At 60.3% G+C, this 14,674-nt stretch carries 7 protein-coding genes and 7 pseudogenes; 3 read left to right on the forward strand and 11 right to left on the reverse strand.

Translation table 11 applies throughout. The features are described from left to right. The first annotated feature begins 159 nt into the window (after nucleotides 1–159). A pseudogene (locus HAP41_RS44500) lies at nucleotides 160–1,442 on the forward strand (IS256 family transposase). Between the two features lie 138 nt (nucleotides 1,443–1,580). On the opposite strand, the gene HAP41_RS44505 reads toward HAP41_RS44500, so the two are convergent. The 4 genes and pseudogenes from HAP41_RS44505 to trpD all read right to left on the reverse strand — a co-directional run bounded on the left by HAP41_RS44505 (nucleotide 1,581) and on the right by trpD (nucleotide 6,216). Next, nucleotides 1,581–2,423: an IS5 family transposase gene (locus HAP41_RS44505; RefSeq protein ID WP_166072549.1), complete on the reverse strand. Its 843-nt coding sequence runs from the start codon at nucleotides 2,421–2,423 to the stop codon at nucleotides 1,581–1,583. Between the two features lie 161 nt (nucleotides 2,424–2,584). Next, a pseudogene (locus HAP41_RS44510) lies at nucleotides 2,585–2,854 on the reverse strand (M20 family peptidase); the annotation flags it as partial. A 1,925-nt stretch (nucleotides 2,855–4,779) separates the two neighbouring features. Then, nucleotides 4,780–4,965, reverse strand: a complete 186-nt coding sequence (locus tag HAP41_RS44515; RefSeq protein ID WP_166072540.1) for a hypothetical protein — start codon at nucleotides 4,963–4,965, stop codon at nucleotides 4,780–4,782. Between the two features lie 240 nt (nucleotides 4,966–5,205). Then, nucleotides 5,206–6,216 carry an anthranilate phosphoribosyltransferase gene (gene trpD, locus HAP41_RS44520; protein ID WP_166072521.1) on the reverse strand — a complete coding sequence of 337 codons (1,011 nt, stop codon included), beginning with the start codon at nucleotides 6,214–6,216 and terminating at the stop codon, nucleotides 5,206–5,208. Nucleotides 6,217–6,554: 338 nt separating this feature from the next. Here trpD and HAP41_RS44525 point away from each other — a divergent pair. Further along, nucleotides 6,555–7,390 (forward strand): annotated as a pseudogene (locus tag HAP41_RS44525) (IS5 family transposase). A 142-nt stretch (nucleotides 7,391–7,532) separates the two neighbouring features. Here HAP41_RS44525 and HAP41_RS44530 read toward each other — a convergent pair. The 5 genes and pseudogenes from HAP41_RS44530 to HAP41_RS44550 all read right to left on the reverse strand — a co-directional run. Continuing rightward, nucleotides 7,533–7,760 (reverse strand): hypothetical protein, encoded by a 228-nt coding sequence (locus tag HAP41_RS44530; protein ID WP_166072492.1) that lies wholly within the window; start codon nucleotides 7,758–7,760, stop codon nucleotides 7,533–7,535. Nucleotides 7,761–8,231: 471 nt separating this feature from the next. Further along, nucleotides 8,232–8,522: pseudogene (locus HAP41_RS44535) on the reverse strand (transposase domain-containing protein); the annotation flags it as partial. Nucleotides 8,523–8,566: 44 nt separating this feature from the next. Continuing rightward, nucleotides 8,567–8,919, reverse strand: a pseudogene (gene tnpB, locus HAP41_RS44540) (IS66 family insertion sequence element accessory protein TnpB); the annotation flags it as partial. Continuing rightward, a complete protein-coding gene (locus HAP41_RS44545; protein WP_224581069.1) occupies nucleotides 8,916–9,128 on the reverse strand; it encodes a hypothetical protein in 213 nt (70 codons plus the stop codon). The pseudogene tnpB and the gene HAP41_RS44545, both read right to left, overlap by 4 nt. 74 nt (nucleotides 9,129–9,202) lie before the next feature. Next, nucleotides 9,203–9,373 (reverse strand): annotated as a pseudogene (locus HAP41_RS44550) (transposase); the annotation flags it as partial. Between the two features lie 113 nt (nucleotides 9,374–9,486). Between HAP41_RS44550 and HAP41_RS44555 the strand changes: the two are divergent. Further along, a pseudogene (locus HAP41_RS44555) lies at nucleotides 9,487–10,769 on the forward strand (IS256 family transposase). Between the two features lie 1,554 nt (nucleotides 10,770–12,323). Here HAP41_RS44555 and HAP41_RS44560 read toward each other — a convergent pair. Continuing rightward, entirely contained in the window at nucleotides 12,324–13,019 is a 696-nt protein-coding gene (locus tag HAP41_RS44560; RefSeq protein ID WP_224580571.1) for an IS3 family transposase, read from the reverse strand. Continuing rightward, the gene (locus tag HAP41_RS44565; RefSeq protein ID WP_208067552.1) at nucleotides 13,016–13,306 is read right to left on the reverse strand and encodes a transposase; all 291 of its coding nucleotides are present in this window, start codon (nucleotides 13,304–13,306) and stop codon (nucleotides 13,016–13,018) included. Before HAP41_RS44565 ends, HAP41_RS44560 begins: the two co-directional genes overlap by 4 nt. Nucleotides 13,307–14,674 lie beyond the last annotated feature (1,368 nt).

Consider the following 14,674-nt stretch of genomic DNA (forward strand, 5'->3'; position numbering starts at 1 on the left):
GCACAAACAATCTGATGGGGCCTCGCAGCCCCGCTTACTGCGTATCTCTTGCCCTAGGTAGGAGCTATCGCTGAAAGTTGGTGACGGCGGGAATCGGGAAGGCGGCATATCGTGGGGGTGCTTGACGCCTCCACTTCTCCACCGAAGGAGCGATATGCCGTGTCCAAAGATAACATCATCAAGTTGATTCAGCCAGGAAACGTCGACGATCAACTCACCGAAATCTTGCGCAATGGGGCGCGTGCTCTGTTGGCCCAGGCGATCGAGGCCGAGGTCGCGGACTTTCTCGGCAAGCATGCCGATTTGAAGACTACGGACGGCCACCAGCGCTCGTGCGCCACGGTCACCTGCCGGAACGCGAGGTGATGACCGGTATCGGTCCGGTCGGCGTCCGCCAGCCGCGTGTACGCGATCGCGAGGCGGAGGCTACCGATCCCGACCGCATCCGGTTCTCTCCGTCGATCCTGCCGCCCTACATGCGCCGCTCGAAATCGATCGAGACGCTGCTGCCGATCCTTTACCTGAAGGGTATCTCCACCGGCGACTTCTCCGAGGCTCTGGCGGCGCTGCTCGGCAAGGATGCTGCCGGGTTGTCGGCATCCGCCATCGGCCGTCTGAAGGACGGTTGGCTTGACGAACACACCGCGTGGCAGAGGCGCGATCTGTCGGCGAAGCGCTACGTCTACATCTGGGCCGATGGCATCCATCTCCAAGCACGCCTCGAAGACGAAAAGCAGTGCATCCTGGTGCTGATCGGCGCGACGCCGGAAGGCCGCAAGGAACTGGTCGGCTTCACCGATGGCGCCCGCGAGAGCGCGCAGGACTGGCGCGATCTGCTGCTCGACCTGAAGCGGCGCGGGCTCGGCGTGCCGCCGCGGCTCACCATCGCCGACGGCGCGCTCGGGTTCTGGAAGGCCGCCGGCGAGGTCTGGCCGAAAACGCGCGAGCAGCGCTGCTGGGTACACAAGACCGCCAACGTGATCGCCAAGTTGCCGAAGAGCCAGCAGCCTAAAGCCAAACGCGCGTTGCAGGAGAGCTGGATGGCCGAAACCAAGGCCGCCGCCGAGCTGGCGTTCGACGCCTTCATCGAGAGCTATACGCCCAAATACGAGAAGGCGGCCGACTGCCTGAGCAAGGATCGGGACACGCTACTGGCGTTCTACGACTTCCCGGCCGAACACTGGAAATACCTGCGGACCACCAATCCCATTGAAAGCACCTTCGCTACCGTGCGCCACCGCACGATCCGATCAAAGGGCTGCCTGTCCAACAGAACGGCGCTCGCGATGGTCTTCAAACTGCTTGAGGCCGCGCAGAAAAGCCGGCGTCGTCTCGATGGCCACAACCAGTTGCCAAAACTCGTTCTCGGTGTGACATTCAACGACGGGATCGAGCTCATCGCCAAACCGACTGACCGTCAGCCCATAACCGCCGCCGCCTGACCGGCCGCGCCGTCACCAAAATTTGGCGATAGCTCCCTAGGTAGTGGACTGCTCTCCTCGCCGGTCAAGATGACATTTCTAAACCCACCGGCTCCATTGTCCAACTTAACAATTGCGCTGCCGGTCTCAGAGCCTGACTCAAAATTGCATTGCTGTTTTTATCGCTGCGATGCGCCTTGTCATGAGTTGGACAGAGGCGAGGAAGAGCCAGGCAGTTGCGCTTTCGATGGTTCGCTCGAAGTCCTTGGCCAATCTGCGGTTGCGGCCGAGCCAGGCGAAGGTTCGTTCGACCACCCAGCGGCGCGGAAGCACCTCGAAGCCCTGTGCGGCATCGGAGCGCTTGATGATCTCGACAGTCCACCGGCCGATCTTTTCCAGCACCGCCTTGAGCTTTTCGCCGGCATAGCCGCCATCGGCGAAGATATGGCGCAGCCAGGGGAAGCGGTAGCGAATGCTGCACAGGACATCTGGCGTGCCGTCACGATCCTGGACGTCGGCAGCGTGAACGATCGCTCCGACCAGGAGCCCTTGGGTGTCGGTGACGATGTGGCGCTTTCGACCCTTGATCTTCTTTCCCGCGTCGTAGCCGCGAGGGCCGCCACTTTCCGTGGTCTTGACCGATTGGCTGTCGATCACGCCGGCCGTCGGCGAGGCCTCCCGGCCGATCGCCTCGCGCGCCAGCATCAGGAGTGCGTGGTTGATCGATTGCCACAATCCGCTGTCGCGCCATTGGTAGAAATAGTACTGCACCGTGGTCATTGGTGGAAACAGAGTGGGCGGCAGCATGCGCCACGGCAATCCGCCGCGCAGCAGATAGAGTACTGCCTCGACGATGTCGCGATAGCTCCATTTCGGGCGCCGCCCGCGATTGGCCCGCACAGGAAGCAACCTCTCCAGCACGCCCCATTCCGCATCCGTCAAGTCGCTTGGCAAACGCAGCTCCTCTCGGGCAAACTGTGCCCGGGTGATATCAGTCCACATTCTCGATCCCTTTGATGCTTCGCAACACCGATGGAATCAGAACTCGCTGATATCACTCAACTTATTTTTCGGTCGGACACTCAGAGCTCAGGGAGGTGACCGCTCTGAATAGTTCGTCTGGGTTCGTCGTGACGCGTCCGTTGGGCAACGGAAGGCCAACACACGTCGCCAATGCCGGGACCGAACGCGCTGTCGCCATCGATCCGGAACGGCAGGCGCTCGATGAAGCCCATCCGGTGTACGGTATCGAGATGGCTCAGCGCCAGGACGCCCGGTGCCTCCTGGCCCCAGGACGAGCGTGCGATCAGGTGATCCCCTCGGCCGTCGCGTCCCGCGACACGTTCCACAGTTGCCGGCAAGTCGCCATAGCCTGCGGCGACGAGGTCGACGAGCTTGTTGACCTGATCCGGCCGCTCCGTTGGAGACTCGATCCCAACCCAACGTCAGATACCCTCGAGGATTGCCGTTGCTCGAAACGGATCGCTGGACGTCGCCTGACGCCTGTGAACTCGCCTCTCATCGCTCATACAAGATCAGGATAAGACCCACGCTAATTCTATCATGATCTCGCGCGAAGGTCTTAAGATGCGCAATTGTTGTGGGGCACCTGTGCCTTCTGAAGCCTGGTCTTGTGAAGCCGGTCTTGCCGCGGCAATGATGCTACGCGGCTATCGATAGTAACTGAGCTACCAGGGCTGGTAGGTGTCGGCGCAATTGTAGAAGCTCAGGAGCGCGCCCTGGTATGGGCCGTCCTCGCATTGCTGACCTGCCTTCTGTTGCGCAAAACCACGACATCAATCCAAGAACGTGCCGTGCCTGGCACGGATTGGCTTCGGCGGGAGCGCAGAATGCACCTGTGGAGCCGGCCGCCCGCCTTCCTCGTTCAAGTGCACGTATTCGATGCGCTGCTCGTGGTCTTATTCCGGGAGGATGTGCTTGCCGGTGATCGGAGAAGCCGTGAGTGCCGGCTCGCACGCGCGCGTGCCGTGATAGCGCAGCGCTCTACAACACCCTGAGAGACAATCTTGTCGATCCTTGCTCGTTCCACGAGGTAGCTGCACGCGCTTTGGTGTCTGGCCGCACGCATTCCTGCGTATGGCCGCGCGCATCGAAGAGGTGGAGGCACCCTCCTGCTCGGCCAGGAGGGTTTGCCGGAGGCCTCGCTGTTCCCCGGCTGCTCGGTTCGGCACATCGGGCTTTGTGAAGGCACATGTCCCGAAAATGCGCGGGTTCGCTTTTTGTCTGTTGACAGCTCTTGTTTGCAGCAGCGTTCGGTCGACGGCCGTGTTGGTGATGTCGGGCGTGCCGGCTTCGTCAATTCGCAGCGATATGGCAAAGACCAAGCAGTGTAGGAGATGTCCGGCAATGCGTGACGGCAACTCACTTCCGAACGAGGGAGCCGGTGCGTCATGGAACGCATGATCCGCAATGCGCAGGTGACAAGGCATCGGCGGCATCCCCTAGTCGGCCGGCGGCAGCAACCGTGGTTGTCCGGTATTGCACTCTCAATGAACCCAGGCGCTGCATGACGGGCAGCTTTTACCGACGTATGAATCGATCCGAGAAATCCCGTGTGCAGCTTGCTTTCGATCTTGTCGAGAGCAGCTTTGGCGGTAGTTGCCATAGCTTCAATAGAATCCCGAACGAGCCTTTTCGCTACGCCCGCTGTTTCGCGGGTCTGCACGAAATGCCGCCCCTGTACGCCGGCAATCCTGTAGGAGTTGTATGTCCCTACCGACGTCACAAGCTTCATCTGCATGCGTTGCGCCGATCGGCCAAAAGAGAATCTGCGCCCTCAGCAGAATCGCCTGGTCCTCGGAAGGGACATCGCTGTCTTTTTGGCAGATCAAGAAGCTCCACCCTGCCGGCCGCCGCGCCCGGATACTTGCGTAGCGGCAAGAAGACAGCGCCTGACAGCAGTCCTCCTGCGGCAGCCGGAACAAGCGGCCATCCTGGGTCCACCGCAAGGCGCTCGATCACCAGCGCCGTGGTTCTGCCGAAAGTGGCAATCTCGGCATGGCTCACCGGCAGGCCGAACGCGGCAGTCAGCCTAAGGCAATCGCCGACGGTTTGGCCGACGGCCGTGCGCGAGAACGGGCCTGAAGCTGGACCATCTCGATGGATATAATGTGCTTGGCTTTCTCTGTAGACCAATGAGCAATTGCTTGATCTTGTCGAGCTCAATCCTATCCCCGCTAGGCAGAAAGGGGCGGCCATGCTGCTGGATTCCGTCGGCGCGATCGGTGCATGGCTCGAACGTCGCCGACTGGCCGTGCGGACAGGATCATGCCGATTGCAGTATTGGCGGGCGCTGGCCAGGGCAAATTGTTTCTCCTTATGCAGGGCATTGGCGCGCTTAATGTCCCCGTGAGAGAACACGCTTTTTTGCATCGATAAGATGCTCATCGAGTATTGCGTGCAGCGCGCCCCGCAGCTCCGGGGGGATCGAGCTGTCCGTATCAATCAATTCCCTAAACTTGCGAATGATGTGTCCTATCGTTGCGATGGATCCGAGTGCTTCCGTTTTTTGTGCGAACGTCATCGATCATCTCCTTTGGCCGGCAGCGTTAGCACCACGTAGCGGGCTCTGAAACCTCGGCAACGGTGCGCCGCAACAGGCTCTCGCCGACGACGAAGGTCGGCTCTTGCCACCTATTCGATGCCAACTGCGTTGATGCATGGGCAAGCGGCGCAAGCTCGCAAGCCTCGCAGGAGCAGCGAGCATTCGCGCTTGTGAACGTTGGCCTTGGCGGTCACAACTGAACAGGGCCCGACTCAGTTGTCATTCGTTGGAAGCCGCGATCAGGCGCTCCAGTCGGGTGGCTGCGGCGCCGCGATCAAGCGCTTCCTGGCCAAGTGCGACGCCTTCCTGTAGCGTGGAGGCCCGGCCGGCCACGATCAATGCCGCCGCCGCGTTCAAAAGGGCGGCATCGCGATATCGACTTGCTGCGCCACCGAGCACGCTTTGCAGCGCGACGGCATTGCCGTCCACATCGCCGCTCTCCAGCGCCTCGGTGTGGCGGGGGAGCCCAGCATCTTCTGGCGTCACCTCGAAGGTGCGGACTGCACCCGCCTCGAGCGCGGCAACAAAGGTCGGGCCGGCAAGGGTTATCTTATCGAGCCCGTCCGAGCCGTGCACCACCCACACCGATTCGGCGCCAAGGTTCTTCAACACTAGGGCCAGTGGCTGCACCCATTCACGAGAGAACACTCCGACCATCTGCCGCTTAACCCCCACGGGGTTGGACAGAAGTGTGATTAGATTAAAAATCGTGCGAGTCCCAAGTGCAGTTCGGATCTGGCGAATACGCTGCATGGCCGGATACTGGGCCGACGCAAACAGAAAGCCGATGCCGGCTTCCTGTAGACAACGAGCAACGGCTTCAGGCGTGAGATCGGTCTTCACGCCTAGGCGCGCCAAAATGTTCGCGGTGCTCGAGCTTGATGACGCTGCGCGGTCGGTGTGCTTGGCGACAGGAACGCCGGCCCCGGCGACGATAAAGGAGGCGCACGTCTCCACGTTGACTGAGCAAAACGGGGTATCATTCGTGCTAGCAATACCGATGGGATCGCATGGCGCATCGACCCGTGGCATTCTATTGCGGATCGCGGAGGCCGCGCCGGTGACCTCTTCGACGGTCTCGCCGCGGACCCGCATTCCCAGCAACAAGCCACCGATCTGTGAAGGGCTCGCTTGACCCGACATCATGCTGTCGAAGGCGAACTCACTTTCCTCACATGTCAGAGTGGTGCCGCTGGCAACTTTGCCAATGATCGATCTAAGCGCTTCCATCGAACTTCACACGTTACCAGTCTATCCTCGGGCTCCTCGTTCAATAGGGGACTTTTCGTCGACGAGGCGTGGCGTCAATTGCATTGATATTGTTGTGCGAGCACCCGCTCGCGGCAGACCGTCCTCGATGCTTGCGTATCTGCCGCTTAAATGCGATTCTTTCGTCAGGCTACAACCTGACGCTACGTGAGGGTCAAGCGCTCCAGGCTGAGCTGCCCGATAGAAGTAATCGGCGACCGTGTCCGTCAGTTCTAAGTGTCTGTTCCAAAACATGTTGAGTCGAATGAATCGGTTGTGATTCAAGGTGAGCGGCCTGATTCGATGGGGACGCGCCGCCAATGTGGACTACCGAGAACCGTGCACGCTACGACCGCAGCCGCCTGCGCTATCCGAGCGACTTGACCGACGAGGAGTGGGCGCTGATCGCGCCTCGCATCCCGCCGGCCAAGCGCGGCGGCAACAAGCGTACGGTGGACCTGCGCGAGATTGCCAACGGGCTGATGTACATCCTGAGCACAGGTTGCCAGTGGCGCGCGATCCCCAAGGACCTGCCGCCGCGCTCGACGCTGTATGGCTACTTCGATCTGTGGAGCTGGAACGGCACGCTCGATAAAATTCATCACGCCCTCTATGTCGAATGTCGCGAAAGGGCCGAGCGCGAGGCTTCTCCCACCGCCGCCATCATCGATAGCCAGAGCGTGAAAAGCGCTGAAAAAGGGGGCCTCATGATCTCCATGGCTACGACGCGGGCAAGAAGATCAAGGGCAAGAAGCGGCACATTCTCGTCGACACGCAAGGCCTCTTGATGCACGCCATCGTGCATGCGGCGGACATCCAGGATCGCGACGGCGGCGTGCTCCTGATGGCAACGTTGTTCGGCCTCTATCCCTTTCTTCTGAAGCTCTACGCCGACGGCGGATATCAAGGGCCACATTTCCAGAAGGGGCTGCGTAGCGCTCTGAAGCGCGTGAACCTCGAAATCGTCAAACGCTCCGATCAGGCTCACCGTTTCGTCGTCTTGCCCAAACGCTGGATCGTCGAGCGTACCTTTGCCTGGCTCGGGCGATGCCGAAGACTGTCCAAAGATTGGGAATGCTTCAATCACAGGGCGCTCGCCTTTCTCAAGCTGGCCTCCATCCGACTCATGCTGCGAAAGCTATGCAATCCAAGGTAATCTTTCCGGACAGACTCTAAGTTATCGACGTCGCTCTCGATTGCCCGTGCCTGTTGTCCCGCCATCGCGTGACGGCCTGCTGGTCACGGTCGGCAATCTCTGAGCCTGAGGCGAAGGAGCAGCCACCTGGTTCGCCATCCCCTCATTTCGGTTCGTTACTCTTCTTGCCAGCGTCACCAGCGGAAATCATGTAGCGACATTTCAGACGACTGAGCCTCGATTGCTTGGATATGAGACAAGCGATGATGGCGACGCGATCAGGAATATGGCTGCTGCACAGGCGGAACACGTCCTCCATGCAGGCTTCTTTCTCCTCTACGGTCGGCGCGTGATCGCGCGCGTCTACTCGCTCTGGGATGAGGGCGGTCATTGCAAAAGCAAGGGGATGGCAGCCTTCAGGGGCGAAGCCAAACGAAGCCGCTGGTTTTGAATCATGGTGTTCCTTCGCGTCGGTTGGTTTGCGGCATGTTCTTCAGGCCTTCCGACCGAAGACATGCCGGATTGTTAGGTGGCGGTAAGCGCTGTTCCGAACACACGGGTTCGAGACGTGAGCTGACCTCTATGTTTTTCGTTTGTGGAGGGCTGCCAGCCGCTCCGCCTCAGCTAGTGCTGCAGTCTTGGTTTTAAATGGACCAACGTCGTGTTCTTGCGTGTCCGGTAGCCAAGCAGGCAAGAACTACCAACCGCCCGGGCGGTAACTCGTGCTGCTCCTGATCGATCCGATGTGTTCGGCCGTAAACCAACCGGGATCGACCCGTCCTGTTGCCACAAGATGTTCTTGTCGCTCACCGGCGCGCCTCAAGAATGTTGGTTCGTCGATTTTCTTCGCCCAGGCCGGATTCTAGCCGTTTCCGTAGTTCCATGGCAACAAACTGTCGAGCTGGCGGTTCGGGTGACCGTTGACGATTCTGGTGAGGACATCGGTGATATAGGCCAGCGGGTCAATGCGATTCAGCTTACAGGTTTCGATCAAGGAGGCGATAACGGCCCAGTGCTGGGCACCGCCGTCAGAGCCTGCGAACAGCGCATTTTTCCAGTTCAGCGTGATCGGACGGATCAAGCGCTCGACGGCGTTGTTGTCCAGCTCGATACGGCCATCATTGATGAAGCGCGTCAGGCCCTCCCAGCGTGAGTTCGACGCTCCTGATTCACTTCGCCGCAGCGCTGCCAACAATATCCGGCTTGCGTTGGCGCCGGCGTCTCTCGCGCCTCATGCACAAGCCGCCAGCCGAGCCCCTCCAGCAGCGCCGACAATTGCGCCGCCGACAGGCGCATCACGCCGTCCTCGATCGTCGGCCAGCGGAAGATCCCATCCTCGAGCCTCTTGGCGAACAGGCACAGACCCGCTCCGCCCAGAACACCAGCTTGATCCGATCCGCCCGCTTGGCCCGAAACACATAGACAGCTCCCGAGAATTGGTCTGCCCGCATGCTCTCGGGCACCAGGATCGCGAGCCCTTCCATCCCCTTGCGGAAGTCCACCGGTTTGGTCGCCACCATCACCCGGACCGCACCCGACGGGCCGATCACCGGCTCGCCTTCAGTGCCTGGACAATCGACGCAATCATCGTCGTATCCGCACCACGACCGGCCCGGATTGTGATGCCGTCGACTTCGATCTCGATGATCCCGGCATCGCAACGGCGAGCCCGGGTATCCGCCTTGGCCTTGCAGCGCACCGCTTTGCGCTCCCGATCAACAGCGGGCGCCGGCACCGCGGCATCCACCACCGCCGGCACAAACTTACTTCTTCTATTTCGGAATGACCGCCTGCTCCTTCTCGCAACTGACGTCGCCAGCCAAACAACTGCTGCGGTGACAATCCATGCCGTCGGGCCACCGAACAGACCGAGCCGCCGCTCGCCACGATCTCCGCAACGATCCGCACCTTGTCCTCATCGCTCCACTTCCGCCGGCGGCCGGCTCCGGTGAAGACCTCAAGCCGCCGCACCGGCTCCGTGATAGCACTATGCTCTGTGTCCATTCTAAGCCTAACGGTGAGCTATCGCTGAAAGTTGGTGACGGCGGGAATCGGGAAGGCGGCATATCGTGGGGGTGCTTGACGCCTCCACTTCTCCACCGAAGGAGCGATATGCCGTGTCCAAAGATAACATCATCAAGTTGATTCAGCCAGGAAACGTCGACGATCAACTCACCGAAATCTTGCGCAATGGGGCGCGTGCTCTGTTGGCCCAGGCGGTCGAGGCCGAGGTCGCGGACTTTCTCGGCAAGCATGCCGATTTGAGGACTGCGGACGGCCACCAGCGCTCGTGCGCCACGGTCACCTGCCGGAACGCGAGGTGATGACCGGTATCGGTCCGGTCGGCGTCCGCCAGCCGCGTGTACGCGATCGCGAGGCGGAGGCTACCGATCCCGACCGCATCCGGTTCTCTCCGTCGATCCTGCCGCCCTACATGCGCCGCTCGAAATCGATCGAGACGCTGCTGCCGATCCTTTACCTGAAGGGTATCTCCACCGGCGACTTCTCCGAGGCTCTGGCGGCGCTGCTCGGCAAGGATGCTGCCGGGTTGTCGGCATCCGCCATCGGCCGTCTGAAGGACGGTTGGCTTGACGAACACACCGCGTGGCAGAGGCGCGATCTGTCGGCGAAGCGCTACGTCTACATCTGGGCCGATGGCATCCATCTCCAAGCACGCCTCGAAGACGAAAAGCAGTGCATCCTGGTGCTGATCGGCGCGACGCCGGAAGGCCGCAAGGAACTGGTCGGCTTCACCGATGGCGCCCGCGAGAGCGCGCAGGACTGGCGCGATCTGCTGCTCGACCTGAAGCGGCGCGGGCTCGGCGTGCCGCCGCGGCTCACCATCGCCGACGGCGCGCTCGGGTTCTGGAAGGCCGCCGGCGAGGTCTGGCCGAAAACGCGCGAGCAGCGCTGCTGGGTACACAAGACCGCCAACGTGATCGCCAAGTTGCCGAAGAGCCAGCAGCCTAAAGCCAAACGCGCGTTGCAGGAGAGCTGGATGGCCGAAACCAAGGCCGCCGCCGAGCTGGCGTTCGACGCCTTCATCGAGAGCTATACGCCCAAATACGAGAAGGCGGCCGACTGCCTGAGCAAGGATCGGGACACGCTACTGGCGTTCTACGACTTCCCGGCCGAACACTGGAAATACCTGCGGACCACCAATCCCATTGAAAGCACCTTCGCTACCGTGCGCCACCGCACGATCCGATCAAAGGGCTGCCTGTCCAACAGAACGGCGCTCGCGATGGTCTTCAAACTGCTTGAGGCCGCGCAGAAAAGCCGGCGTCGTCTCGATGGCCACAACCAGTTGCCAAAACTCGTTCTCGGTGTGACATTCAACGACGGGATCGAGCTCATCGCCAAACCGACTGACCGTCAGCCCATAACCGCCGCCGCCTGACCGGCCGCGCCGTCACCAAAATTTGGCGATAGCTCCTAACGGTTCAAACAAACCGCAGACTCGCAGATCGCCCGTGGTCCGGAAGGTGGCCGCTGAACGGCGCTTACGGTGGGCGCCTGCGAGACCGTTTTTTTCTCTTGCGAAACCATCCGGGCCGGGAGTCGGTATTTTCGCGGCGACTTGTCAGCATCTGTCGTTGCCGGCGCCGAGCTGCACTGACCCAACAATTTGATCACGGTTAAGCTTTCGGTGATCGTGCGGTGGCCGCGGTCATGCCCCGATCTCGTGAGGCATTGGGAGGCTTTTGCATGAGTCTAAAGTGCGGCCGCAGCCTAATGACGAGTCAACCGACGGAGGAGGCCATCGTAGTCCCGACGCAGGGATCGAACAGGACTTGTGACCGCGGGCCAGGAAAGGCGGCGAGGAGCGCCCAAGGCAGGGCTGCTCAATCCATTGACAAATGATGCACTCGACTGCGCAGGCAAAGCTGTCATCGCGCGTGTCCCTGTCACGCGCGGCGCGGTCCCGCAACGTGCGTGCCACTTCATTTGACGCAAGAGCGGGGGCAATCGAGTTGGCGTCAGTACCGGGCGTCCGTTCCCCTGCGCATGCCATGATCGAAAGGGGCCGTCCATGTCTCGAAGAGCGCAATTGTTTCTACCTCTCATTGGACCAGCCACCAATAAGGTGCAGCCAAGTGTGCTTTGAATCTCGCGGTTGAGCTTGGGGTGTTTGAAACATTCGCAGTTCTGGGGATTTGGCGGGAAACGCCCGGATTGTTCGAAACAGTCTTCACTCGTCTAGGATCGTGCAATCTGACGCTACGTGCGATTCAAGCCCTGTCGTCTGAATACATCTTGGGATCTACAGGGTCCGTCAGAAGGACGAGTGTGCTCCGGCGAAACCTCGCGCTGAGTGTTTGTAAACCGCGGCGTCTCTATGACCACGCTCAGGGCAAGTATGAGTTTGCGCGCACCGTTGGTGTCTACTCGCTGATAACCCAGGGCCACAAGCGTCACTGCTACGTAATTGTACGGAGCGCCACTGTCACATTTGTTTGATCTGCAAATTGCATGTTCATCGCTATGAATCCGAAGAGTAAACTCTACGATCCCGACCTTTGGCGCGGCCGTGCGGAAGCAACGCGAGAGAAAGCGGAAGCGCTGGCGTACGGCAAAGCCAGAGATAGGCTTCTCAAGATAGCCAAGGAATACGACGAGCTCGCTCGGCGCGCCCTAGAGTGGCAGACGCACAAGTGAAATGGACCCGCGGAGCGGGGCCGCTTGAGCCGGTTTGTTAGTTGGAAACTGACCGCTCCTGATTACTTCCTATCACGCTGCCAGAGACACTGTTGCTGCTGTGGGCATGTGGTCAACGCGTCAGCGTTGTCCACCATTCCACAGCCTTCGCGGCCTGCATCCGTTCGCGCCAGACCGCCATCGGCGTGCGGTAGCCGAGCGCCTGATGAAGGCGACGATCGTTGTAGAAGGCGATCAGCTCGCGATCCCTGCCTTGGCCTCGCGGCCGTCGGCATAGCCCTTGAGATAGATGTCCTCATGCTTTTAGCGACCGCCACAGCCGCTCGATGAAGACGTTGTCCATCCAACGACCGCGGCCATCCATGGAGATCTTGATCCCTGCGCCCGCCAACGCGCCGGTGAAGGCCGCGCTGGTGAACTGGCTGCCTTGGTCGGTATTGAAAATCTCCGGCCTGCCGTACTTCGCCAGCGCCCCTTCCAGAGCCGCCACGCAGAACGAGACGTCGATCGTGTTCGATAATCGCCACGCCAGAACCGCACGGCTCGCCCAGTCGATGATGGCGACGAGATAAAGAAAAGCCACGGCCGATGGGCAGATACGTGATGTCGGCGGCCCACACCTGGTTCGGCCGGTCGATCGCATGTTGCGCAGCAGATAAGGATAGATCTTGTGGCCCGGCGCCGGCTTGGTCGTGTTCGGCTTCGGTCCCAGCGCCGCGATGCCCATCTTGCGCATCAACCGCTGCACGCGCTTGCGATTGACCTGAAGCCCCTCAGCCTTCAGCATTGCGGTCATTCGCCGCGAGCCCAGGAACGGCCAGGCGATGAAGAGCTCGTCGATCCGCCGCATCAGGGCAAGGTCGTTGTCGTTGGCCGGCCGGGGCGGCCGGTAGACCCCGGAGCGCGCGATGCCAAGCAACAGGCATTGCCAACGGATCGACAGCGCCTTGTCCGCGCGATCGAGCATTCCTCGACGGTCCGGCGTGCTCATCTTCCGGACCTCCGCGCTAAAAAATCGCGCTCGACCGTCAGTTGTCCAATCTTGGCGTGCAGCTTCTCGATCTCGCGTTCGCGCGTTTCCTCGCTCTCGCGCCCGACACCCGCATCAAAGGCCCGCGCCGCATGGTCCAGCAGTTGCTTCTTCCAGGCATAGATCTGGTTCGGGTGAACCTCATAGCGCTGGGCCAGATCGGCCACCGTCGCCTGCTCCCGCACGGCTTCCAGCGCAATCTTTGCCTTCAGTGCCGCGTCGATCTTGCGTCTCGTCTTCGTCGTCATCATGCCCTCCGTCTATCAAACGGAGCGGCCCTTTTCCAACTAACCTCTGGTCCCAAAATCGGGGTCCATTTCACAAGAACGAGCGGGGCACTTGGTCCGGCCAAGAGTCGTAGCGTCTCGCGTGTCGATGGAACCTCCATCGGCAGATCGCCACGAATGCCAACGGCGAGCAACAATCTGGCTCGGTACTCGGGTGGGCGATTCATTGCAGAGGCTGCCGTGCCGAGAATCTCCAGACGGTCCTCTCTCGCACAAAGCGTTCCAATCGAATCCCAGTCAGCATGCCGCCTCAGCGCAGCGAGCCGCTTTAACGACCTACAAGGGATTGTATAGGCGCAAGCGTACTCTTTTCGTCAGCTTCTCGAAAGCTAATCCGCCTACTATCGAGCCGGCGCGCCGATCTTAGTCCCGCTCTTGCGCGAGAAACGTAAAGCACTTGTCGGGCGTAGTGCCGAATACCGGATGGGAAAATAGCTGCCGTCAGGTCAAGTCAAGCTTGCAGGCATATAAGTCCGATAATCCGCGACATCCAACACTTCTTCACCTGCCTGTCTGACCTCGGAGGTTTTCATATCTAGCCACTCAACAATTGCAAGACCGCGGCCGCGGTATACGACGGCATCGAAAAGCCCTCCTATACCAGCACCCATCCACTGAGATCTCCTCTGGCTCATCGTTTCGCTCATAAGGACGCTGCGATGATCCAACATATACTGGCCCAAAGCAGCGCATGAAGGAGAAGCCCGGCCAGCGGCGACAGGTTCCATCTCCTCTGCGTCTGCCAAGAGCGGCGGTCAGCAGCGTAATGCTTCACCATGGACTGCTTTGGTGCGCGCCAGTGCGTCATTCCTCGCATGCTCCACTGGTCCAGGGAAAAAGGTTAGCGTCCGGACGCCTCGTGTTATCCATCAGTTGGTCTTCCAAAGCTCGGAGTGTCAGAATTCGGCTTGTTGCACGTGAGGTATGCGGCCTGTCGACTTGGTCGCGTATTATCGATCAGGGAGATGCCGTGCAAGTCCGAAACGTGCTTTGGCAATGCATAAGTCAAAACCAAACACCAAACAACGAGTCCAATGCAAATTGATGTCAGGATAGCGTGTCCTTCCTGTTTCGACACTACAGCAATCAGTATGCCAGTAATCGAGAAGTGCCCGCACCGCTCGACAAGGGTTAGATGCGTGCCTCTAGAGTGCGGCGCTGTGGACCGATCGACGATTGTTGGAGTTGCGACCATCGATGTCCGAAAGCCGACGCCAGCAATGTGAGGCAAGCGTGAATGTTTGCTGACGTCATACCTGCAACGATGCGCCAGTTGTTGCATTGTATCGACGCGCCTGAAGATCCGCGGATGGTCGCAGTGATGGTCTG

The sequence above is a fragment of the Bradyrhizobium barranii subsp. apii genome, from assembly GCF_011516635.5.
Taxonomy (GTDB): Bacteria; Pseudomonadota; Alphaproteobacteria; order Rhizobiales; family Xanthobacteraceae; genus Bradyrhizobium; species Bradyrhizobium barranii.